A 20,970-nucleotide genomic window follows, 5' to 3' on the forward strand; every position below is an offset into this window, starting at 1 on the left:
CCCGCCGCCCCGGCCCGCCACCGCCGCTCGCCCCTCCGGGCAATCCGCTAAGGAGCACGATGACCGACCCGCTCATGACCGAACTCCTCGAGACGGCGCTGGAGGCCGCCCGCGGCGCGGGGGACCTGCTGCGCGACGGCCGCCCGGCCGACCTCGGGGTGGCGGCCACCAAGACCAGCCCGATCGACGTCGTCACCGAGATGGACATCGCCGCCGAGAAGCTGATCACCGACCTCCTCGCGCGCCGCCGCCCGCGGGACGGGGTGCTGGGGGAGGAGGGCTCGAGCAGCGAGGGCAGCAGCGGGGTGCGCTGGGTGATCGACCCGCTCGACGGCACCGTGAACTACCTCTACGGCCTGCCGTCGTGGGCGGTCAGCATCGCCGCCGAGAAGGACGGCGAGACGGTCGCCGGGGTGGTGATCGCCCCGATGCGCGGTGAGACCTTCCACGCGGTCCTGGGCCAGGGCGCCTGGCGGAACGGGGAGCGGGTGCACTGCCGCCCCGCGGCCCCGCTCGAGGAGTCGCTGATCGGCACCGGCTTCGGGTATGTGCGCGAGCGCCGCGTCGGGCAGGCCAGGGTCCTCCAAGAGGTGCTGCCGCGGGTGCGGGACATCCGGCGCGGCGGATCGGCCGCCATCGATCTGTGCGATGTGGCCTGCGGCCGGCTCAACGGCTACTACGAGCGCGGGCTCAACCCCTGGGACTTCGCGGCCGGTGCGCTCATAGCGCGCGAGGCGGGCGCGCTCACCGGAGGGCGGCCGGGCGTCCCGGCCTCCACCGAGCTGACCATCGCCGCCGCCCCCGGCCTCTTCGAGCCGCTGCGGGGGCTTCTGGACGACCTGGGCGCCTGGCACGACTGATCACGCCCCCCGGCCCCGTCCACACACGCGGAAGCGCCCCGGAGTCACGAGGACACCGGGGCGCTTCGGCGTGGTTACCGGATGTTTTCTGGATCGCCATCCGGCGGTGAATGGGAATCGGTCACAGGGAAACCGGATCTGGATCGGGTCCGGAATCCACAGGGGATCAGGCGAACGAGGCGCTTACTTCGACGCCGTGCTCGGCGGCGAGGCGACGGAGGTCTTCCAGCTCCGACTGCTCCACGTCCACAAGAAAGTCGTCGCCCGTCTCACGGGCGCGAATGAGATCGGACTTGGTGTTCTCTATGCGCTGCAGAATGCCTGCGGTGAACGCGTCCATGTTGCGCCCCCTCGTCGTGGGTCGGTGGCACGGGGGTGTGCCGACGGCGGGTTGATCACGTGCGTGCCCCTGCCGACGGCAATGCCAGCCAGATATGCCGGGGACAGGGCGTGATCGCGGGTGTGCAGTCGTCCTCCCCACCCCGTCTTCGGGGGAAACCTCCGGACCCGAAAGAATCTGAATTCGGTGTTCCAGCCGCCGCGGACCCCCGCCGCCGCGGCCATGATCCGCACTCGGGATCCCCGGGCGACCCTCTTACCGCCGGTTTATGAGACTTCGAGGCAGGATGGAGGCGCCGAACACTCATCGAGTTTGGCGAGATCACCCGCCCACTGCGGCAATCAAGGAAGGACCAACGACGTGCGCGTACTCGTCGTCGAGGACGAGCAGCTGCTCGCCGATGCGGTGGCCACCGGACTACGCCGGGAGGCCATGGCCGTCGACGTCGTGTATGACGGAGCCGCCGCCCTTGAGCGGATCGCCGTCAACGACTATGACGTCGTCGTCCTCGACCGGGACCTGCCCCTCGTGCACGGCGACGACGTCTGCCGCAAGATCGTCGAACTCGGCATCCCCACCCGCGTGCTGATGCTCACCGCCTCCGGCGATGTCAGCGACCGCGTGGAGGGCCTGGAGATCGGCGCGGACGACTATCTGCCCAAGCCCTTCGCCTTCAGCGAACTGATCGCCCGCGTCCGGGCGCTCGGCCGCCGGACGACCGTGGCCCTGCCGCCCGTCCTGGAGCGCGCCGGGATCAAGCTGGACCCCAACCGCCGCGAGGTGTTCCGGGACGGCAAGGAGATCCAGCTGGCGCCGAAGGAGTTCGCGGTGCTGGAGGTGCTCATGCGCAGCGAGGGCGCCGTGGTCTCCGCGGAGCAGCTGCTGGAGAAGGCCTGGGACGAGAACACCGACCCGTTCACCAACGTGGTGCGGGTGACCGTGATGACCCTGCGCCGCAAGCTGGGCGAGCCCGCGGTGATCGTCACCGTCCCCGGCTCGGGTTACCGGATCTGATCGGACATGGCGACGACTCCGACCCCGCTGCCGCCGACGGTGCCGCCCAAGCCCAGCTGGGACCCGCAGGCCGGCTCGCGCCCCAACCCCTGGCTGCGCCCCACGATCCGGATACGGCTCACCCTGCTGTACGGCGGGATGTTCCTGATCGCCGGGGTGGTGCTGCTGACGATCATCTACCTGCTGGCCGCCCAGGCCCTGCACGTCGGCAACGAGCTGCCGTTCAAGCTGGTCGGCGGCAGTGTCCAGCCGACCAACAACACCTGCCCCGAGATCATCGGCCAGAGCAGCCCCGACCAGTTCAACGCGGTCCTGAACACGTGTATGAAGGAGCAGCGCCAGCTGGCCCTCGACGGGCTGCTGCGCCGCTCCCTGATAGCCCTCCTGGGCCTGTCCGTGATCGCCTTCGCCTTCGGCTACGCGATGGCCGGGCGGGTGCTCTCGCCGCTCGGCCGGATCACCCGGACCGCGCGCCAGGTGGCGGGCTCGGACCTGTCCCGCAGGATCGAGCTGGACGGCCCGGACGACGAGCTCAAGGAGCTCGCCGACACCTTCGACGAGATGCTGGAGCGCCTGGACCGGGCGTTCACCGCCCAGCAGCGGTTCGTCGCCAACGCCTCGCACGAGCTGCGCACCCCGCTGGCGATCAACCGCACCCTGCTGGAGGTGCAGCTCTCGGACCCGCAGGCGTCCCCGGAGCTGACCCAGCTGGGCAAGACCCTGCTGGCCACCAACGAGCGCAGCGAGCAGCTGGTGGAGGGCCTGCTGCTGCTGGCCCGCAGCGACAACGAGATCGTCGACCGCAAGCCGGTGGACCTCGCCGAGGTGGCCTCCCAGGCGCTGGAGCAGGTGCGGTCGGAGGCGGAGGACAGGGGCGTGGAGCTGCGCGGGCAGCGCGCCCCCGCGGTGGTCCAGGGCAACGGGGTGCTGCTGGAGCGGATCGCGCTGAACCTCGTCCAGAACGCGGTGCGCTACAACGTGGCCCGGGACGGCTGGGTGGAGGTCACCACCGAGAGCCGGCAGGGCCAGGCCGTGCTGGTGGTCGCCAACACCGGCCCGGTGGTCCCCGCCTACGAGATGGACAACATCTTCGAGCCCTTCCGCAGGCTCCGCACCGAGCGCACCGGCAGCGACAAGGGCGTCGGCCTCGGGCTGTCGATCGCGCGTTCCGTGGCGCGCGCCCACGGCGGCCGCATCGCGGCGGAGCCGCGCGAGGGAGGTGGCCTGGTGATGCGGGTGGTGCTCCCGGTGTGACGTAGGAGAGCGCGCTGCCGGGGACCCGCCGGGATGTGTTCGCTTTGGGCGGAATTTTCGGGATCCGCCCACCCGATGTAGGGTGTGTGATCGATCACATGGGCGATTTTCCGGCCATATACTCTGCGTGATCGTCACGGTTGACGGAAAGCCGGGAAAATCCGGGTTTTCAGGGGCCGTGATCACGGGAAGTACACGTCATGGCGCATGTGAGTGCGACATTCGGACCGTGTACGGTCCCGATGGCCATCCAACCCGATCACCTCTTCAGGGGTGCGGTTGGGTGTCGATTGAGTAACAGACCTTGATGTGAGGCAAAATCTCCGCCTCGGGTCGGGCACAAGTCCGGCCTCTCACGCGTTACGTGCGCTGGAGACACCACAGACACCCAGAGGGGGAGACAGACATGGCAACGGATTACGACACCCCACGCAAGACCGACGATGACGTCAACGAGGACAGCATCGAGGAACTGAAGGCCCGGCGGAACGACAAGTCCGCGTCCACCGTCGACGTGGATGAGTTCGAGCAGGCCGAGGGCCTGGAGCTGCCCGGCGCGGACCTCTCCAACGAGGAGTTGTCCGTCCGGGTCCTGCCCCGCCAGGCCGACGAGTTCACCTGCATGAGCTGCTTCCTCGTGCACCACCGCAGCCAGCTGGCCGCCGAGACCAAGAACGGCCAGCCGATCTGCCGCGACTGCGCGGCCTGAGCCGCGTGGTCGGCGTGGAGGCGGAACACGACGACATGCACGAGACCGAGCGAGGCCGGATGGCCTCGCTCGCGACCGCTGTCGGCCGTGGAGTGCGACGAGGCGGTGAGCGCGCGAGAGCGGGGGTCTACGCGGTCGCCGACCGGATCATCGCGAACGCCCCACGTATCCCTGTCCGCGATCTCGCGACGCTGCGCAAGCAGTTCCCGGGGCTGGGCCCCGAAGAGCTCGCGGACAAGCTGGTGGCCGGTGCCGCGGGCGGCACCGCCACAGTGGGCGCGGGCGTCGGTGCCGCGGCGATGCTGCCGGCCCCGCCCGCCATGCCCACCGAGCTGGCCGCCGAGATCGTCGGCGTGGCCTCCATAGAGTTCAAGCTGATCGCCGAGCTGCACGAGGTCTACGGAGTGCGTGCGCCGGGCTCCACGCGTCAGCGCGCCGTCGCCTATCTCGGCGCCTGGGCCGAGGAGCGCGGTATCGACGTCGCCCAGCCGGCGACCGTCAACGCGGCTCTCGGCGTCCAGATGAAGCGCGAGCTGCGGCAGCAGGTCCTCAGACGCGGCTTCCGGAACATGCCGTCCCTGGCGCCCTTCATGGTCGGCGCGGCCGTGGGAGCCGCGATGAACCGGCGCGACACCAAGAAGCTCGCGCGCAAGGTCCGCAAGGATCTGCGGGCCAAGCAGATCCCCTGGGACCTCCCCGTACCGCTGGAGAAATGAGCTCCTCGCGCGCCCCCGTCACGCCGAGCGCACGGCCGTGAGCGCGGCGGCGAGCGCCTCCGGATTCCGTGTGGACACATACACATACGGTGTGGGGTCCTCCGGATCGGTGACGTCCACCCGCAGCGCGGTCGGGATGTAGCTGCGCAGCAGCATGAACGCCCGCGGATCGGCCTTGTAGGTCCGCCAGGCGGCCGCCTCGGCGGCGTCCAGCACCTGGGGCGTCCCCAGTGCCGACACCGGGATCTTCGCCTCGCCCGCCACCAGCGAGTCCGCCACCACGCGCACCCGCGCCGAGCCGTACGAACTCACCGCCACACAGGCCAGTGCCGCCCCGCCGATCAGCCCGCCGAGCATCGGCAGGGTGCCGAACGGCAGCATGATCAACCCCACCGAGACCCCGATCAGGAACGCGATGAACCACCAGGAACGGGGCGCGCTGAGGCGTTCTTCGTAAGGCTGCATGCGTATCAGCTTGGCATGGCCGCCGACCCGGCTTGTTCTCGCGGGTAAGGTCAGCCGTTGTGAGTGGACGAACGACAGGGCTGACGCCGCCGGAGGGCGCCACGGCACCCGTGCGCCACGCCGACGCGCCCGCGCCCGGGGAGATCCTCGGCGCGCACTACGACCAGTGCTTCGGCTGCGGCGACCAGGCGGGGGGCCTGGGGCTGACCACACGGGCGGGCGAGGGCGTGAGCGTCACCGCCGAGTTCACCGTGCGCTCCGGCCACCAGGGCGCGCCGGGGCTGGCCCACGGCGGGGTGCTGGCCGCGGCGCTGGACGAGACGCTCGGGTCGCTCAACTGGCTCCAGCGGGTGATCGCGGTGACCGGGCGGCTGGAGACGGACTTCGTACGGCCCGTGCCGGTCGGCGCCGAGCTCCACCTGGAGGCACGGGTGACCGCCGTGCACGGCCGCAAGATCTACTGCTCGGCCACGGGCCGGATCGACGCCCCCGATGGCCCCGTCGCGGTGCGGGCGCAGGCGCTCTTCATAGAGGTGCGGGTCGACCACTTCATCGAGAACGGCCGGGCGGAGGAGATCGACGCGGCGCTCGCCGACCCGGATCAGGTGAAGGTCGCACGCGCTTTCGAGGTGAACCCATGAGTCCGCTCCCCGTCGACGTGCTGATCCGCAGGGTGGACCCCGAGGTGCCGATCCCCGGCTACGCCCACCCCGGCGACGCCGGGGCCGATCTGGTCACCACCGAGCCCGCCGAGCTGGCCCCCGGGGAGCGGGCGGTTCTGCCCACCGGAGTGTCTATCGCGCTCCCGGAGGGGTATGCCGCCTTCGTGCATCCACGGTCCGGACTCGCCGCGCGCTGCGGTGTCGCCATGGTGAATGCCCCGGGGACCATCGATGCCGGGTACCGTGGAGAGATCAAGGTGATCGTGGTCAATCTGGACCCGCGCGAGAGCGTGCGGTTCGAGCGCTTCGACCGGATCGCCCAATTGGTCGTCCAGCAGGTCGAGAAGGTGCGCTTCCAGGAGGTGGCGGAGCTTCCCGGGTCGGCGCGGGCCGAAGGGGGCTTCGGGTCCACCGGCGGTCATGCCGCCGTGGACGGCACAACGGGTGGGAATGGATACGCTTCGGTCGGTTCCGACCGGGAAGGACGATGACGTGTTCGGACGTCGCCGCAAGCGCAGCAAGGAGGACGTCGAGTCGCTCGACGTGACCTCCGACGAGTTGGCCGAGGACGCGGAGGTCGCGGACGGCGCTGAGGACACCGCCGCACCCGTGGAGAGCGGGCGGGTGAGCCTGCCGCCGGCCCCGCGCCCCGAGGGCCCCTGGGACGTGTCCGAGGTGCGCGAGCCCGGCGAGGGCCGGGTGGACCTCGGTGGTCTGTTCGTGCCCGGCGTGGAGGGCATGGAGCTGCGGGTGGAGGTCGCGGGGGACGCGATCGTCGCCGCGACCGTGGTGCTGCGGGACAGCGCCGTGCAGCTCCAGGCGTTCGCCGCGCCCAAGAAGGAAGGCATCTGGGGCGAGGTGCGCGACGAGATCGCCACCGGCATCACCCAGCAGGGCGGGATCGTGGACGAGGTCGAGGGCCCGCTCGGCTGGGAGCTGCGCGCCCAGGTGCCGGTGCAGCTCCCGGACGGCAAGAACGGGGTGCAGGTGGTCCGCTTCGTCGGTGTGGACGGGCCCCGCTGGTTCCTGCGCGGTGTGATCTCCGGGCAGGGCGCGGTGCAGCCCGAGACCGGCAGTCTCCTGGAAGCGATCTTCCGGGACACGGTCGTGGTGCGCGGCGAGGGCCCGATGGCCCCGCGCGACCCGATCGTCCTCAAGCTGCCGGACGACGCGCAGATGGTGCCCGACGGGGTGCAGCAGGACGAGGCGCAGGGCTCGCGGTTCGCGGGCGGCGCCGACCGGCTCCAGCGCGGCCCGGAGATCTCCGAGGTGCGCTGAGCCGCCCTCGCGTACGTCAGCTCGCGTACTACGGCACCTCGCATACGTCAGCTCACGCACGACAGAGAGCCAAGGCCCGGAAGGGGCCCGGGGCAGGGCCCCGGGCCCCTTCGGCATGTTCCGGAGCCTTCCTTTCGGGTTTTCGGGATTTTCCCGGGACCCGTTGAACACACCCGCCGCACCGGCCGTACTCATGGGCGCGAGACCTTGTGACGCTCCGAGGGGGAGAGGGCGCGTCACGAGACACACCCCCTGTCCGACCTCAACGAGGTGAGTGATCAGATGTCGCGTGGCCTTCCGTTATTCCACCGCCGGAGAATCCTCCTCTCCGGGGCGATCGGCGGTATCACCTGTGCGGCCGTCGCGGTGGGAGCCGCCATGGCCGGTCAGGACGGCGGCGGCGACGCCAGTGCGTCGACCAAGGCGGCCTCGACCATCAGCTGCCCCGCCGTCGCCGGTTCCCTCCCGGAGATCCCGGCGGAGGCCCAGGCCGAGGTGGACCGCAACCTCGCCCTCCTGGACACCCAGCTGGCGGAGGCCAACAAGCGGCTCAGCACCAGCCAGGGCGAGGGCGGCCCCAACTTCGTGCAGAACGCCATCCTCGGCCCGCTGGCGGACAAGCGGAAGTCCACCCTGGACCGCATCGCGATCTCCATAGGACGGCACGCCGAGAAGCCGGCGGGGCTGGACGCGCTCGCCGAGTGCACGCTGTCGGACGGCGGGGCGGGCGCGGGCTCCGACACCGGCGCGGGTGGCGAGGCGGGCGGCGCCGCGAGCCCGACCGCCGCCGCGTCCCAGCCCGCGGACGAGCAGGGCGGAGGAGCCGACCAGGGCGGCGGGGCCGAGCAGGGCGGCGGCGGGGCCGGCGCGGGCTCCGGCCAGACGATCAGCTGCCCCGATGTCGCCTCCGAGATCGGCGACGTACCGGCCGCCGCCCAGGCCGAGGTGGACCGCAATATCGCGCTGCTCCAGACCCAGCTCGACGAGGCCAACAAGCGGCTGGCGTCCTCCGCGGGCGAGGGCGGCCCCAACTTCGTCCAGAACGCGATCCTCGGCCCGCTGAAGGACAAGCGCGCCTCGACGATCGACCGCATCGAACTCTCATTCTCCCGCCAGGGCTCGACCGCCCCCTCCGGTCTTGACGCCTTGGCGGGCTGCTCGCTCGCGTCCGGCTGAGCCGACGGCGTAAGGCCCGGCCCGATGTGAGCGTCTACCGGTGGGCCGTACTCTTCTCTGCGGAGTACGGCCCACCGGCTTTTTCCCGGGGGCTGCCGGCTTTCCCCGGTCTGCCGCGAGGCGTTCGGGCGCCGCGCGTCAGAGACGCGTCAAGAGGGCGCCACCGGCCGTAAGGGAGGCGTCAAGGGACGGCCGGTCCGGCCGGGGGCGGGGTTTGCTCGACGGGTACCGCCCGCCGGAGGCTCGCCGAGCGTTCAGGCGCCGTCCAACAGGGAAAATAGGGGCATGGGACGCGGAAAGTTGCGGATCTACCTCGGTGCGGCACCGGGCGTCGGCAAGACCTACGCGATGCTCTCCGAGGGGCACCGCCGGGTCGAGCGGGGCACGGACCTCGTGGTCGGCTTCGTGGAGCACCACGGCCGCCGGCGCACCCAGGTGATGATGCACGGGCTCGAGGAGGTGCCCCGCCGGGAGGTGGAGTACCGGGGGTCCACCTTCAGCGAGATGGACGTGGACGCGGTGCTGGCGCGCCGCCCCGCCGTCGCCCTCGTCGACGAGCTCGCCCACACCAACGTCCCCGGCTGCCGGAACGAGAAGCGCTGGCAGGACGTCGAGGAGCTGCTGAAGGTGGGCATCGACGTCGTCTCCACCGTCAACATCCAGCACCTGGAGTCGCTGGGGGACGTGGTGGAGTCGATCACAGGGGTGCGCCAGCGGGAGACCGTCCCGGACGAGATGGTGCGCCGGGCCGACCAGATCGAGCTGGTCGACATGTCGCCCCAGGCGCTGCGCCGCCGCATGGCGCACGGCAACATCTACGCGCCCGACAAGGTCGACGCCGCGCTGTCGAACTACTTCCGGCCCGGGAACCTGACCGCGCTGCGCGAACTGGCCCTGCTGTGGACCGCCGACCGGGTGGACGAATACCTCCAGCAGTACCGCGACGAGCACTCCATCCGCTCCACCTGGCAGGCGCGTGAGCGCATCGTCGTCGGGCTGACCGGCGGCCCGGAGGGGCGGACGCTGATCCGCCGGGCGGCCAGGATGGCGGCCAAGGGCTCCGGCAGCGAGATCCTCGCCGTCTACATCGCCCGCAGCGACGGCCTGACCTCGGCCTCCCCCAAGGAGCTGGCGGTCCAGCGCACCCTCGTCGAAGACCTCGGGGGCACCTTCCACCACGTCATAGGGGAGGACATCCCCCGGGCGCTGCTGGAGTTCGCCCGCGGGGTCAACGCGACCCAGATCGTGCTCGGCTCCAGCCGCCGCAAGACCTGGCAGTACATGTTCGGACCCGGGGTGGGCGCCACCGTCGCCCGGGAGTCCGGGCCCGACCTGGACGTCCACATCGTCACCCACGACGAGGTCGCCAAGGGCCGCGGGCTGCCGGTCGCGCGCGGCGCCCGGCTGGGCCGCTCCCGGCTGATCGCGGGCTGGGTGGTCGGGGTGGCCGGGCCGGTCCTGCTCACGCTGCTGCTCACCACCACCGGCGCCACCCTCGCCTCGGAGGCCGGGCCCGGTTTCGCCAACGAGGTGCTGCTCTTCCTGTTCCTCAATGTGCTGGCCGCCCTGCTGGGCGGCATGGTGCCCGCGCTCGCCTCGGCGGCCGTCGGATCGCTGCTGCTCAACTACTACTTCACCCCGCCCACCCACACCCTGACCATCGCCGACCCCGAGAACATCGTCGCCATAGCGATCTTCGTGGCGGTGGCCGTCTGCGTGGCCTCCGTGGTGGATCTCGCCGCCCGCCGCACCCATCAGGCCGCCCGGCTGCGCGCCGAGTCCGAAATACTGTCCTTCCTCGCGGGCAGCGTGCTGCGCGGCGAGACCAGCCTGGAGGCGCTGCTGGAGCGGGTCCGCGAGACGTTCGCCATGGACTCCGTCGCGCTGCTGGAGCGGGAGAGCGATGTCGCCCCCTGGACCTGCGCGGGCAGCGTCGGCGGCCACGGCGGCACCCCGCCGCCCGAGCGGCCCGAGGACGCGGAGGTGGACATGCCGGTCGGCGACCATATGGCGCTCGCGCTCTCCGGCCGGGTCCTGCCCGCCGAGGACCGCCGGGTGCTCGCCGCCTTCGCCGCCCAGGCCGCCGTCGTCCTCGACCGGCAGCGGCTGGCCCAGGAGGCCGGACAGGCCCGCGAGCTGGCCGAGGGGAACCGCATCCGCACCGCGCTGCTCGCCGCCGTCAGCCACGATCTGCGCACCCCGCTCGCGGCCATCAAGGCGGCCGTGAGCTCCCTGCGCTCGGACGACGTGGCCTGGTCGGCGGAGGACGAGGCCGAGCTGCTGGAGGGCATCGAGAGCGGCGCCGACCGGCTGGACCACCTGGTGGGCAACCTCCTGGACATGTCCCGGCTGCAGACCGGCACCGTCACCCCGCTCATCCGGGAGATCGACCTGGACGAGGTGGTGCCGATGGCGCTCGTCGGCGTCCCCGAGGCCGACGTCGCCCTCGACATCCCCGAGGAGCTGCCGATGGTCGCGGTCGACCCCGGGCTGCTGGAGCGCGCCGTCGCCAACATCGTGGAGAACGCGGTGAAGTACAGCCCGCCGGACCGTCCCGTGCTGGTCTCCGCGAGCGCCCTCGGCGACCGGGTGGAGCTGCGCGTCGCCGACGGCGGGCCTGGCGTGCCGGACAGCGACAAGGACCGTATCTTCGAGCCCTTCCAGCGGTACGGGGACGCCCCGCGCGGGGCAGGGGTCGGCCTCGGGCTCGCCGTCGCCCGCGGCTTCGCCGAGGCCATGGGCGGGCGGCTGACCGCCGAGGACACCCCCGGCGGCGGGATGACCATGGTGCTCACGCTGCGTGTCGCCCGCGACCGCCGGCCGGCCGCGCCCGGCCCCCCGGTCCAGGTCGGCTCCACGTCAGGCACAACGACACGGAAAGGCAGGCCCGCCAGATGAACCGGGTGCTCGTGGTGGACGACGAGCCACAGATCGTGCGCGCCCTCGTGATCAACCTGAAGGCGCGCAAGTACGAGGTGGACGCGGCCTCGGACGGCGCCACCGCACTCCGGCTCGCCGCCGCCCGCCATCCCGATGTGGTCGTGCTCGACCTCGGACTGCCCGATATGGACGGGGTGGAGGTGATCAGGGGGCTCCGGGGCTGGACCCGGGTGCCGATCCTGGTGCTCTCCGCCCGTCAGACCTCGGACGAGAAGGTCGAGGCGCTCGACGCCGGGGCGGACGACTACGTCACCAAGCCGTTCGGCATGGACGAGCTGCTCGCCCGGCTGCGCGCGGCCGTCCGCCGCGCCGAGCCCGTCGGGCGGCCGGAGGACTCGGTGGTGGTGGAGACCGACGCGTTCACCGTCGACCTGGCCGCCAAGAAGGCCCACCGCGACGGCCGCGATGTGCGGCTGACCCCCACCGAATGGCATCTGCTGGAGGTCCTGGTGCGCAACGCCGGCCGCCTGGTCAGCCAGAAGCAGCTGCTCCAGGAGGTCTGGGGGCCCTCGTACGGCACGGAGAGCAACTACCTGCGGGTGTACATGGCGCAGCTGCGCCGCAAGCTGGAGGCCGACCCCTCCCATCCCCGCCACTTCGTCACGGAACCGGGCATGGGGTACCGGTTCGAGCGATGAGCGCGGGGACGGCGTTTCGGCGATGGCTCACCGGTACGCTGGCCGTATGAGTTCCGTACGCCACCCCTCCGACGGGGCCGACAGGGGAGACAGGTCCGACAAGCCGGCCGGCCGGTTCCGGCGGATGCTGGACCGGCTGTCGAGCTCCCAGGAGGAACTGCACTCCGCCGAGTTGCAGCAGGACGCGGAGGCCGCGGGCTGTACCAAGATCGGCGACTGCGGCGACCGTCAGATCGTCAAGGTGACGGGCACGCTGCGCACGGTGACGCTCAGACCGCGGGCCGGAGTTCCCGCACTGGAGGCGGAGCTCTTCGACGGCACCGCCGCGCTGGACGTGGTGTGGCTGGGCCGTCGCTCCATCATCGGGATAGAACCGGGGCGCAAGCTGATCGCCTCCGGCCGGATCTCCATGAGCCATGGGCGCCGGGTGCTGTTCAATCCGAAGTACGAACTCCGACCGCTCGGACAGGAGTAGCCGGTGACGCCAGACGACAAGACGCCCCCGACCGGGCACCGACGCACCGCCGCCGACAGCAGGGCGGCGGCGGACACCGCGCTCCTGGAGGCGTTCGGCGGGGTGCGGGGCATGGTGGACACCACCGTCCCCGGTCTGGTCTTCGTCCTGCTGTACACGATCAAGCGGGACATCCACCTCGCCGCGATCGCCGCGCTCGGCCTCACCGTGCTGCTCGGGCTCGCCCGGCTGGTGCGCAAGGAGACGCTGAAGCACGCCTTCAGCGGGGTCTTCGGGGTCGCGTTCGGCGCGATCTTCGCGATGATGTCCGGCGACGCGAAGAACTTCTATCTGCCGGGCATGCTCTACACCCTGGGCCTGGCGATCGCCTACATCCTCTCGGCGATCTTCCGCTTCCCGCTGATCGGGGTACTGCTCGGGCCGATGCTGAAGGAGAACCTCTCCTGGCGCACCCGTAACCCCGGCCGGTTCCGCGCCTACACCCGGTCCACCTGGGCGTGGGGGCTGATCCTGCTGGCCAAGTCGGCGGTGTTGTTCCCGCTCTACTGGTGGGGGGACGCCACCCAGCTCGGCTGGGTCAAGGTCGCGCTCGGCATTCCGCCGTTCCTGCTCTGCGTCTACTTGACCTGGATCTTCCTGGCCAAGGCCCCGCCGCCGATCGACGTCATCGCGGAGATGGAGGCGGAGGAGAAGGCCGAGCGGGACCGGGAGCGGGCGAAGGCCGAGGCCGACAAGATCGCCGATCCGCTGCTCTCGGAGTGGACCGGCCAGATCGTGTCCGAGACCCGTACCGAATCCGCCGACCGGCAGCCGCCCCGGCACTAAGCGCTCCGCTGGAAGTGCCACGAGATGCCGTCGTGCGTCTGCGGCCGCATCGTGGCTGGTCGCGCAGTTCCCCGCGCCCCTTCGGGGCGCTGCCCGAACCGTAGCGGACTTCCTCCGACCTGCTTAGCCGCCCCGGCACTGAGTCCCGCCGCCCTGGGGTCCCGCCCTGGGCTCCCGAGCCGGGAGCCCAGGGCAGGAGTTCACGGCCTAACCGGCGGCGTCCTGGCGCTGGACGGACAGCAGCTGCTCGAGCTGCTCCTCGCGCGCCTGCGCCGCGACGAACAGCAGCTCGTCCCCGGCCTCCAGCACATCGTCCTTGTTCGGGGTCAGCACGCGGGTGCCGCGGATGATGGTGACCAGCGTGGTGTCCTCAGGCCACTCCACATCGCCGACCCGGGTGCCCACCAGCGCCGCCTCCGGCGGCAGCGTCAGCTCCACCAGGTTGGCGTCGCCGTGGCTGAAGCGGAGCAGCCGCACCAGATCGCCGACGCTCACCGCCTCCTCGACCAGCGCCGACATCAGACGCGGGGTGGAGACGGCCACATCGACGCCCCACGCCTCGTTGAACAGCCACTCGTTCTTGGGGTTGTTGACCCGGGCGACCACCCGGGGCACCCCGTACTCGGTCTTGGCGAGCAGCGAGACGACCAGGTTGACCTTGTCGTCACCGGTGGCCGCGATGACCACGTTGCAGCGCTGCAGGGCGGCCTCGTCCAGCGAGGTGATCTCGCACGCGTCGGCCAGCAGCCACTCGGCCTGCGGCACCCGCTCCACCGAGATGGCGGTCGGCGCCTTGTCGATGAGGAGCACCTCGTGCCCGTTCTCCAGCAGCTCGCTCGCGATGGAACGCCCCACGGCGCCCGCACCGGCAATGGCAACTCTCATCGGCCGGCCTCCTCGGGACCCTTTTCGAACGCCGCCTCGACCTTCTCGACCTCATCGGTGCGCATCATCACATGCACCAGGTCGCCCTCCTGGAGCACCGTCTCGGAGGTCGGCAGCATCGCCTCGCCGAGCCGGGTGAGGAACGCGACCCGCACCCCGGTCTCCTCCTGGAGCTTGCTGACCTTGTGGCCCACCCACGAGGGGGAGATGTGCACCTCGGCCAGCTGGACCCCGCCACTGGGGTCCCGCCACAGCGGCTCCGCGCCGGACGGCAGCAGCCGCCGCAGCATCTGGTCGGCGGTCCAGCGCACCGTGGCCACGGTCGGAATGCCGAGGCGCTGATAGACCTCGGCGCGACGGGGGTCGTAGATCCGGGCCGCCACGTTCTCCACGCCGAACATCTCGCGGGCCACCCGGGCCGCGATGATGTTGGAGTTGTCGCCGCTGCTGACCGCGGCGAAGGCCCCGGCCTCCTCGATGCCCGCCTCGCGCAGGGTGTCCTGGTCGAAGCCGACGCCGGTCACCCGGCGCCCGCCGAAGCCCGCGCCGAGGCGGCGGAAGGCGGTGGGGTCCTGGTCGACGACCGCGACCGTGTGCCCCTGTTGCTCCAGGGTCTGGGCGAGGGCCGCGCCCACCCGGCCACAGCCCATGATCACGATATGCATGCGTCCTACCCCGCACTCCTGATGACCGTGCCGACCTGCGCAAACACCCTGCTCACATCTTCCTTCCAGGACCTACGGGGCGACAGCGGGGCGGGACCCCGATGCCGGTGCCCGGGGACGACGTGAGTCGGCCGCCGCGGCACCTCTCCCCACCGTATCCGTACCGGCGGCCCGCTCCGCCGTCCGCGCGCGACGGTCCGGAAATGAAGGTGGTGACGTATGACATAGCGCGAAAGTTCCCACGGTGATCGGTGATGGGGGGAGGTGGCCGGAGGTGGTCGCGGACACGCCGGGAGGAAAGAGGTAACGATCATTTCCGGTTGCGGATGCCCGGTGAAAGGACTGTCGGTGATCAGCCGTGACCACTACGGTGGGCCCGGGTTACGGCGCTCCTCAGGTGGTCGCGACCCTTCATCTTCGCCTGAAATCCCGGATCTTCACCGAAACCCCATGACAAAAACCCGGCGATTCCCGCTGGTTCGAACTTTGTCACGGGTGTCGGACGCTAGGTCACGACATGGCTAAGATGATCGTCGTATTCCGTTTCCGGACGGGACATCAGGGCTCTGAACGTTCCTTCCGCGCCCGCGTTTCTCCTGCACGAGGTTCCTGATGACTGATCACATATCGGAGGCGGTGAGCTGGTGTCTGGCCGTCGCGCTTCTCGTCGTCCTGGTGCTTCTGATCCGCCAGCGGCAGATCACCGCCGGAGTCCGCAGGCGCAACGCCACGCTCGAGGACAGCCTGCGCGCCCGTGACGAGGAGGTGCGCCACCTCGTCGACGTACGCCTCCCCTCGATCGCCGACGCGCTGAGCCAGCCCGGCCCGCTGCCGGGCCTGCGCGACGAGAAGCTGGCCGGTACGGCCTTCGCGCAGAGTCTGCACGCCGTCATGGAGCAGTTCACCCGGGCCGTGGACCGGGCGCAGTCGCGCGCCGACGCCTCCGCCAAGGCGGCGCTCAAGGCGTCCATGCGAGCCGTCCAGGGACTCGCCAACGAGCAGCAGGTCTCCATCTCCGAGATGCAGGAGCGGCACGACAACCCCGATGTGCTGCGGGACCTGCTGGAGATCGACCACGCCAACGCCCAGTTCGGCCGGCGCGCCCAGGCCATCGCCGTACTCTGCGGCTCTTGGCCCGGCCGGCAGCGGCTGGCCTCCTCGCTGACCGATGTGGTCCGCGGCGCCAAGTCGCGCATCCGTGACTACCAGCGAGTTCAGGTGCACGCCCTGATCGACGTCGCCGTGGTGAGCCGGGCCGTGGAGCCCGTCGTGCTCGCGGTCGCCGAGCTGCTGGACAACGCCGCCCGCCACTCGCAGCCCAACACCTCGGTGGAGGTCAGCCTCCAGCCGGTGCACAACGGGGCCTGCATCGTGATCGACGACGCCGGTGTGGGCATGGACGGCCTGGAGGTCCAGCGGGCCGCCAACCTGCTCTCCGGCCAGCGCGCGGTGGACGTCTCCCGGCTCGGCGACCCGCCGCAGTTCGGCTTCGCCGTGGTGGGCCTGCTGGCCGCGCGGTACGGCTTCAGCGTCTCGGTGGACACCCGGTCCCCGTACGGCGGTGTGCGCGCCGTGCTGTTCCTGCCGACCGAGCTGCTCACCCACATCGACCCCGACGGGCGGCCGGGCACCGCCGGGCAGGACCCCGAGGGCGCCGAGCCGCTGCACACCCTGCCCTCCCGCCGGACCCGTCCCCCCAGAAGAGCGCCGCAGGCGCCGACCGCCCCGGCCCGGGCGCAGGAGCCGTCCCCGATCCCGCACCAGGCCCCGGCCCCGCACCAGGCCCAGCCTTCGGCACCGGCCCCGGAGGCGCCCGCCCCGGAACCGGCGCCCGCCCCGGCGCCCCAGCTGTCCCCCGACGGCGAGGGCACCCGCGTGTACGGCACCACGGCGGGCGGCCTGCCCAAGCGCCGCCGTCGGCAGGCCGCCGCCACCCCGCCGCCCGGCGACTGGACCACGGGCGCCGGGCAGGGCGGCGCCGCCGACCCCGACACGGGCGCGTTCCGCGCGCGGTCGGCGAAGGAAACCGCTTCGCGGATGGGCGCGTTCGCCCGCGGCACCCGCTCCGGCCGTTCCGCCACCCAGGACTCCGCCCCTCACCATGACGAAGGGAATCGCCAGGCATGAACGACCATCTCAACAACGAGCTCGGCTGGATGCTCGACGAGGTCGTCAAGATGCCGGAGGCGCGGCACGCGATCCTGCTCTCCGCGGACGGGATGCTCCGGGCACACTCCCAGGGCATCGCGCGCGACGAGGCCGAGCGCCAGGCCGCCGCACTCTCCGGGCTTCAGTCGATCAGCCGCTCCACCTCCGAGTTCTGTGATCCGCACGAGACGCCCTGGCAGCAGACGCTCGTCGAGTTCGTCGGCGGGTACGTCTTCCTGATCGCCGCCGGGCCCGGTGCGTATCTGGCGGTCTCGGCCACCGAGGCCGTGGACATGGAGGCGGTCAGCTACCGGATGCAGAAACTCGTCGACCGGCTCGGCAAGGAGCTCACCAGCCCGCCGCGGCAGGGCCTCCCGCGGCAGGGGATCGGCAGCCACGCATGAGCCCGGGCAGGCGCGAACGAGGATTGGTACGGCCGTATGTCGTGACCGACGGCCGTGCCTACCCGACTCGTAACACCTTCGACCTGGTGACCCTGGTCATGGCCCACCCCGACCGGCCGCTCACCGGGCTCAGCCCGGAGAAGCGGCGGGTCATGGAGCTGTGTCTGGGCGGCGCGCTCTCGGTGGCCGAGGTCGCCGGGTATCTGGAGCTGCCCGTCAGCGTCACCAAGGTCCTGCTCGGCGACCTCGTGGACAGCGGCCACATCAGCGCGCGGGCCCCCATCCCGCCCGCCGAGCTGCCCGAGGTCCAGCTGCTCCAGGAGGTGCTCGATGGACTCCGCGCTCGCCTCTGAGCAGGCGGCCTACCTCCCGGCCACGGTGCGGGTGGCGGCGAAGATCCTGGTCGTCGGGCACTTCGCGGTCGGCAAGACGACCTACGTGAGCTCGCTGTCCGAGATCCGGCCGCTGCGCACCGAGGAGACGATGACCGAGGCCGGTGCGCTCACCGACGATCTGCGCGGCACCGAGGACAAGACGACCACCACCGTCGCCATGGACTTCGGCCGGCTCACCCTCAGCGAGTCCCTGGTGCTCTATCTGTTCGGCACGCCGGGGCAGCAGCGCTTCACCCGGCTGTGGCGGGACATGACGCTCGGGGCGCTGGGCGCGCTCGTGCTGGCCGACACCCGGCGGCTGGAGCAGTCCTTCCCGGTGATGGCCGTCCTGGAGGAGCACGGACTGCCGTACGCCGTCGCCGTCAACCACTTCGAGGGCGCTCCCCGCTTCGCCGAGTCGGAGGTCCGGGAGGCCCTCGATCTGCTGCCGGAGACGCCCCTGGTGACCTGCGACGCCCGGGACCGGACCTCCTCCACCCACGCGCTGATCGCCCTCGTCCAGTACCTACAGGCCCGCCAGACCCGTAGTTCTCAGGAGATTGTGTGAGCAACAGTCCAGCCGCCGGACCCGTTCCGCCGCCCGGCTGCCCCGCGCACGCCGCCCCCGCCGAGGCCGGGGGCGCCACCGGATCCCGCGCGGCCGTGCCGATGTACGGTTCCGAGTTCGCCGACGATCCGCACGGCGCCTATGCGCGGATGCGCGCCACCTTCGGGCCGATCGCACCGGTCGAGCTGTCGCCGGGGGTGTACGCCTCGCTGGTCACCAGCTATCAACTCGGCCTGGAGATCCTGCGCGACACCGAGCGGTTCGCCAAGGACCCGCGCGGCTGGCGGGCGATGCAGGACGGCACCGTGGGGCTGGACAACCCGGTCGCGCCGATGATGATGTACCGGCCGAACGCGCTGTTCAGCGACGGGGAGGCCCATGCCCGGCTGCGCGGGGCGATCACCGACAGCCTGGACCGGGTGGATCCGCACGCCCTGAGCGAGTACGTCGAGCGCAGCGCGGAGACGCTGATCGACGCCTTCGCCTCCCGGGGCCGGGCCGAGCTGATCAGCGAGTACGCGTCGGTGCTCCCGCTGCTGGTCTTCAACCAGCTCTTCGGCGCCCGCCCGGCGGACGGGCCGAAGCTGGTCGAGACGATGATGAAGCTCTTCGACAGCGGCGAGGACGCGGCGGCGGCCAACGACGAACTGCTCCAGTGGATCTCCGGTCTGGTGGCGGAAAAGCGCGAGCACCTCGCTGCCGACGTCACCTCCTGGCTGATCGCGCACCCCTCGCAGCTCGCCGACGAGGAGCTGATGCAGCAGATCATCCTGCTGATGGCGGCCGGTACCGACCCCCAGCAGAACCTGATCGCCAACGCGCTGCGGCTGCTGCTGTCGGACGACCGCTTCGCCGGTGAGCTGTCCGGCGGCAGCATGCCCGTCCAGGACGCCCTGGACGAGGTGCTCTGGAACGATCCGCCGATGGCCAACTACGGCACCCGGTTCCCCCGGTACGACTGCGAGGTGGCGGGCGTACGGCTGCGCAAGGGCGACCCGGTGCTGATCAGCTACGCGGCGGCCAACCACGAGGCCGCCCTGGCCTCCGACCGCCGCTCCGGCAACCGGGCCCACCTGGCCTGGAGCGCGGGCGCCCACCGCTGCCCCGCCGAGCGGCCCGCCCGGGTGATCGCCTCCGTGGCCATCGAGCGGCTGCTGGACCGCCTCCCGGACATGGAACTGGCGGTCCCCGCCGAGCAGTTGACCTGGCGTACCGGACCCTTCCACCGCGCCCTGGCCGCCCTGCCGGTGCGCTTCCCCGCCCAGGCGGCGGCTCAGGTCGAGCCGTTCGCGGCGTCCGTGTCCAACTCGGCCCCATTCGACGCGAGCCCTGGAGGCAGCCAGTGGAAACCCGCCCCATCGTCCTCGACCCCGCCGGCCGCGACATCGTCGGAGAGGCAGCCCGAGTCGCAGCAGGCGGCGAGGCGACGCTTGTTGAGCTTCCTGACGGCGTGGTGGCGTGGGCAATAACGCGCCAGCGCACGCTCAAACAGCTGCTGACCGACCCCCGGGTCTCCAAGGACCCCCGGCAGCACTGGCCCGCGTGGCAGAACGGTGAGATCTCGCCCGAGTGGCCGCTGATCACCTGGGTCGCCGTGGAGAACATGTTCACGGCCTACGGCGGTGAGCACCGGCGGCTGCGCACCCTGGTCTCCAAGGCGTTCACCGCCCGGCGCACCGCCGCCCTGCGGCCGCGCATCGAGGAGATCTGCGCCAGGCTCCTGGACGACCTGGCCGCCGCGGGGCCCGGCGAGGTGGTCGATCTGCGCGAGGCGTACGCGTACCCGCTGCCCATCCAGGTGATCTCCGAGCTGTTCGGGCTCGAGGACGAGAACCTGCGCGAGCGGATGCGCCGGGTCGTGGACAGCATCTTCCACACCTCCGCCTCCGCGGAGGAGGTCACCGCCACCTATGGCGAGATGTACGCCGTCCTCGGCGAGCTGGTGGCCACCAAGCGCGAGCAGCCCGGCGACGACCTGACCAGCGGGCTGATCGCGGTGCGGGACGAGGAGAGCGACTCCAGGCTCAGCGAGAAGGAGCTGACCGACACCCTCGCCCTGTTCCTCTCGGCCGGCCACGAGACCACGGTCAACCTCCTGGACAACGCCATCCACGCGCTGCTCACCCGGCCCGAGCAGCTCGAGCACGTCCGGACGGGCCGGGCCACCTGGGAGGACGTGATCGAGGAGACCCTGCGACACTCCGCCCCGGTCGCCAATCTGCCGCTGCGCTACGCCGTGGAGGACATCGAGCTGGACGGCGGCGTGGTGCTGCGCAAGGGCGACGCGATCCTGGCCGCCTACGCGGCCGCCGGACGCGACCCGGAGGTGCACGGCGAGGACGCGGACGCCTTCGACGTCACCCGGCGGCTCAAGAGCCATCTGGCGTTCGGCCACGGCGTCCATCTGTGTGTCGGCGCCCCGCTGGGGCGGCTGGAGGCCGCGATCGCGCTCCCGGCGCTCTTCGACCGCTTCCCCGGGCTCACGCTCGCCTCCGGGCAGGAGCCGCTGGAGCCGGTGGAGTCCTTCATCTCCAACGGCCACCGCACCCTGCCCGCGCGGCTGGCCTGACCGCC

23 protein-coding genes are annotated in these 20,970 nt (G+C 71.5%); 19 read left to right on the forward strand and 4 right to left on the reverse strand.

What is annotated here, in order from left to right:
* Window positions 1–59: 59 nt before the first annotated feature.
* Window positions 60–860, forward strand: coding sequence for an inositol monophosphatase family protein (locus IEJ02_RS19945; RefSeq protein WP_191066118.1), 801 nt, complete (start codon window positions 60–62; stop codon window positions 858–860).
* Window positions 861–1,026: 166 nt separating this feature from the next.
* Here IEJ02_RS19945 and IEJ02_RS19950 read toward each other — a convergent pair whose 3' ends face one another.
* Window positions 1,027–1,200, reverse strand: coding sequence for a hypothetical protein (locus tag IEJ02_RS19950; protein WP_020867951.1), 174 nt, complete (start codon window positions 1,198–1,200; stop codon window positions 1,027–1,029).
* Between the two features lie 360 nt (window positions 1,201–1,560).
* Here IEJ02_RS19950 and IEJ02_RS19955 point away from each other — a divergent pair, with 360 nt between their 5' ends.
* From IEJ02_RS19955 to IEJ02_RS19970, 4 genes are all read left to right on the forward strand, one after another.
* Window positions 1,561–2,214, forward strand: a complete 654-nt coding sequence (locus IEJ02_RS19955) for a response regulator transcription factor (protein ID WP_014055413.1) — start codon at window positions 1,561–1,563, stop codon at window positions 2,212–2,214.
* Between the two features lie 6 nt (window positions 2,215–2,220).
* Entirely contained in the window at window positions 2,221–3,468 is a 1,248-nt protein-coding gene (locus IEJ02_RS19960) for a sensor histidine kinase (RefSeq protein WP_191066119.1), read from the forward strand.
* Window positions 3,469–3,874: 406 nt separating this feature from the next.
* The gene (locus IEJ02_RS19965) at window positions 3,875–4,177 is read left to right on the forward strand and encodes a DUF4193 domain-containing protein (RefSeq protein ID WP_009714537.1); all 303 of its coding nucleotides are present in this window, start codon (window positions 3,875–3,877) and stop codon (window positions 4,175–4,177) included.
* Complete coding sequence (locus tag IEJ02_RS19970; protein WP_370467083.1) at window positions 4,087–4,893, forward strand: hypothetical protein; 807 nt, start codon at window positions 4,087–4,089, stop codon at window positions 4,891–4,893. The genes IEJ02_RS19965 and IEJ02_RS19970 overlap by 91 nt, the downstream gene beginning before the upstream one ends.
* Before the next feature lie 18 nt (window positions 4,894–4,911).
* Here IEJ02_RS19970 and IEJ02_RS19975 read toward each other — a convergent pair whose 3' ends face one another.
* Window positions 4,912–5,358 carry a DUF3093 domain-containing protein gene (locus tag IEJ02_RS19975; RefSeq protein ID WP_137979888.1) on the reverse strand — a complete coding sequence of 149 codons (447 nt, stop codon included), beginning with the start codon at window positions 5,356–5,358 and terminating at the stop codon, window positions 4,912–4,914.
* Window positions 5,359–5,417: 59 nt separating this feature from the next.
* On the opposite strand from IEJ02_RS19975, the gene IEJ02_RS19980 reads away from it, so the two are divergent.
* The 8 genes from IEJ02_RS19980 to IEJ02_RS20015 all read left to right on the forward strand — a co-directional run bounded on the left by IEJ02_RS19980 (window position 5,418) and on the right by IEJ02_RS20015 (window position 13,352).
* Entirely contained in the window at window positions 5,418–5,999 is a 582-nt protein-coding gene (locus IEJ02_RS19980) for a PaaI family thioesterase (RefSeq protein ID WP_191066120.1), read from the forward strand.
* The gene (dut, locus tag IEJ02_RS19985) at window positions 5,996–6,511 is read left to right on the forward strand and encodes a dUTP diphosphatase (RefSeq protein ID WP_191066121.1); all 516 of its coding nucleotides are present in this window, start codon (window positions 5,996–5,998) and stop codon (window positions 6,509–6,511) included. Before IEJ02_RS19980 ends, dut begins: the two co-directional genes overlap by 4 nt.
* Before the next feature lies 1 nt (window position 6,512).
* A complete protein-coding gene (locus IEJ02_RS19990) occupies window positions 6,513–7,298 on the forward strand; it encodes a DUF3710 domain-containing protein (RefSeq protein ID WP_137979890.1) in 786 nt (261 codons plus the stop codon).
* A 282-nt stretch (window positions 7,299–7,580) separates the two neighbouring features.
* Window positions 7,581–8,474, forward strand: coding sequence for a hypothetical protein (locus IEJ02_RS19995; protein WP_191066122.1), 894 nt, complete (start codon window positions 7,581–7,583; stop codon window positions 8,472–8,474).
* 285 nt (window positions 8,475–8,759) lie between these two features.
* The gene (locus IEJ02_RS20000; protein ID WP_191066123.1) at window positions 8,760–11,372 is read left to right on the forward strand and encodes an ATP-binding protein; all 2,613 of its coding nucleotides are present in this window, start codon (window positions 8,760–8,762) and stop codon (window positions 11,370–11,372) included.
* Window positions 11,369–12,052, forward strand: coding sequence for a response regulator (locus IEJ02_RS20005; protein ID WP_191066124.1), 684 nt, complete (start codon window positions 11,369–11,371; stop codon window positions 12,050–12,052). The genes IEJ02_RS20000 and IEJ02_RS20005 overlap by 4 nt, the downstream gene beginning before the upstream one ends.
* Window positions 12,053–12,176: 124 nt before the next feature.
* Window positions 12,177–12,527, forward strand: coding sequence for an OB-fold nucleic acid binding domain-containing protein (locus IEJ02_RS20010; protein WP_037962343.1), 351 nt, complete (start codon window positions 12,177–12,179; stop codon window positions 12,525–12,527).
* 3 nt (window positions 12,528–12,530) lie between these two features.
* Window positions 12,531–13,352, forward strand: coding sequence for a DUF3159 domain-containing protein (locus IEJ02_RS20015; RefSeq protein WP_191066125.1), 822 nt, complete (start codon window positions 12,531–12,533; stop codon window positions 13,350–13,352).
* A gap of 207 nt (window positions 13,353–13,559) precedes the next feature.
* Here IEJ02_RS20015 and IEJ02_RS20020 read toward each other — a convergent pair whose 3' ends face one another.
* Window positions 13,560–14,237, reverse strand: coding sequence for a potassium channel family protein (locus IEJ02_RS20020; protein ID WP_030834322.1), 678 nt, complete (start codon window positions 14,235–14,237; stop codon window positions 13,560–13,562).
* Window positions 14,234–14,902, reverse strand: coding sequence for a potassium channel family protein (locus tag IEJ02_RS20025; RefSeq protein WP_037962347.1), 669 nt, complete (start codon window positions 14,900–14,902; stop codon window positions 14,234–14,236). The genes IEJ02_RS20020 and IEJ02_RS20025 overlap by 4 nt, the downstream gene beginning before the upstream one ends.
* A 612-nt stretch (window positions 14,903–15,514) precedes the next feature.
* Here IEJ02_RS20025 and IEJ02_RS20030 point away from each other — a divergent pair.
* Genes IEJ02_RS20030 through IEJ02_RS20050 form a run of 6 tightly spaced genes read left to right on the forward strand, consistent with a single transcriptional unit; the run spans window position 15,515 to window position 20,965 of the window.
* Window positions 15,515–17,029 carry an ATP-binding protein gene (locus tag IEJ02_RS20030; RefSeq protein ID WP_191066126.1) on the forward strand — a complete coding sequence of 505 codons (1,515 nt, stop codon included), beginning with the start codon at window positions 15,515–15,517 and terminating at the stop codon, window positions 17,027–17,029.
* Window positions 17,026–17,454: a roadblock/LC7 domain-containing protein gene (locus tag IEJ02_RS20035; protein WP_037962350.1), complete on the forward strand. Its 429-nt coding sequence runs from the start codon at window positions 17,026–17,028 to the stop codon at window positions 17,452–17,454. The genes IEJ02_RS20030 and IEJ02_RS20035 overlap by 4 nt, the downstream gene beginning before the upstream one ends.
* Window positions 17,451–17,807, forward strand: coding sequence for a DUF742 domain-containing protein (locus IEJ02_RS20040; RefSeq protein ID WP_037962352.1), 357 nt, complete (start codon window positions 17,451–17,453; stop codon window positions 17,805–17,807). The genes IEJ02_RS20035 and IEJ02_RS20040 overlap by 4 nt, the downstream gene beginning before the upstream one ends.
* Window positions 17,785–18,396, forward strand: coding sequence for a GTP-binding protein (locus tag IEJ02_RS20045; protein ID WP_137979894.1), 612 nt, complete (start codon window positions 17,785–17,787; stop codon window positions 18,394–18,396). Before IEJ02_RS20040 ends, IEJ02_RS20045 begins: the two co-directional genes overlap by 23 nt.
* Window positions 18,393–19,865 carry a cytochrome P450 gene (locus IEJ02_RS48660; RefSeq protein ID WP_275560884.1) on the forward strand — a complete coding sequence of 491 codons (1,473 nt, stop codon included), beginning with the start codon at window positions 18,393–18,395 and terminating at the stop codon, window positions 19,863–19,865. The genes IEJ02_RS20045 and IEJ02_RS48660 overlap by 4 nt, the downstream gene beginning before the upstream one ends.
* The gene (locus IEJ02_RS20050) at window positions 19,847–20,965 is read left to right on the forward strand and encodes a cytochrome P450 family protein (RefSeq protein WP_275560885.1); all 1,119 of its coding nucleotides are present in this window, start codon (window positions 19,847–19,849) and stop codon (window positions 20,963–20,965) included. The genes IEJ02_RS48660 and IEJ02_RS20050 overlap by 19 nt, the downstream gene beginning before the upstream one ends.
* Window positions 20,966–20,970: the final 5 nt, after the last annotated feature.

It is taken from the genome of Streptomyces sp. 5-10, assembly GCF_014712245.1.
GTDB classification, from domain to species: domain Bacteria; phylum Actinomycetota; class Actinomycetes; order Streptomycetales; family Streptomycetaceae; genus Streptomyces; species Streptomyces violaceusniger.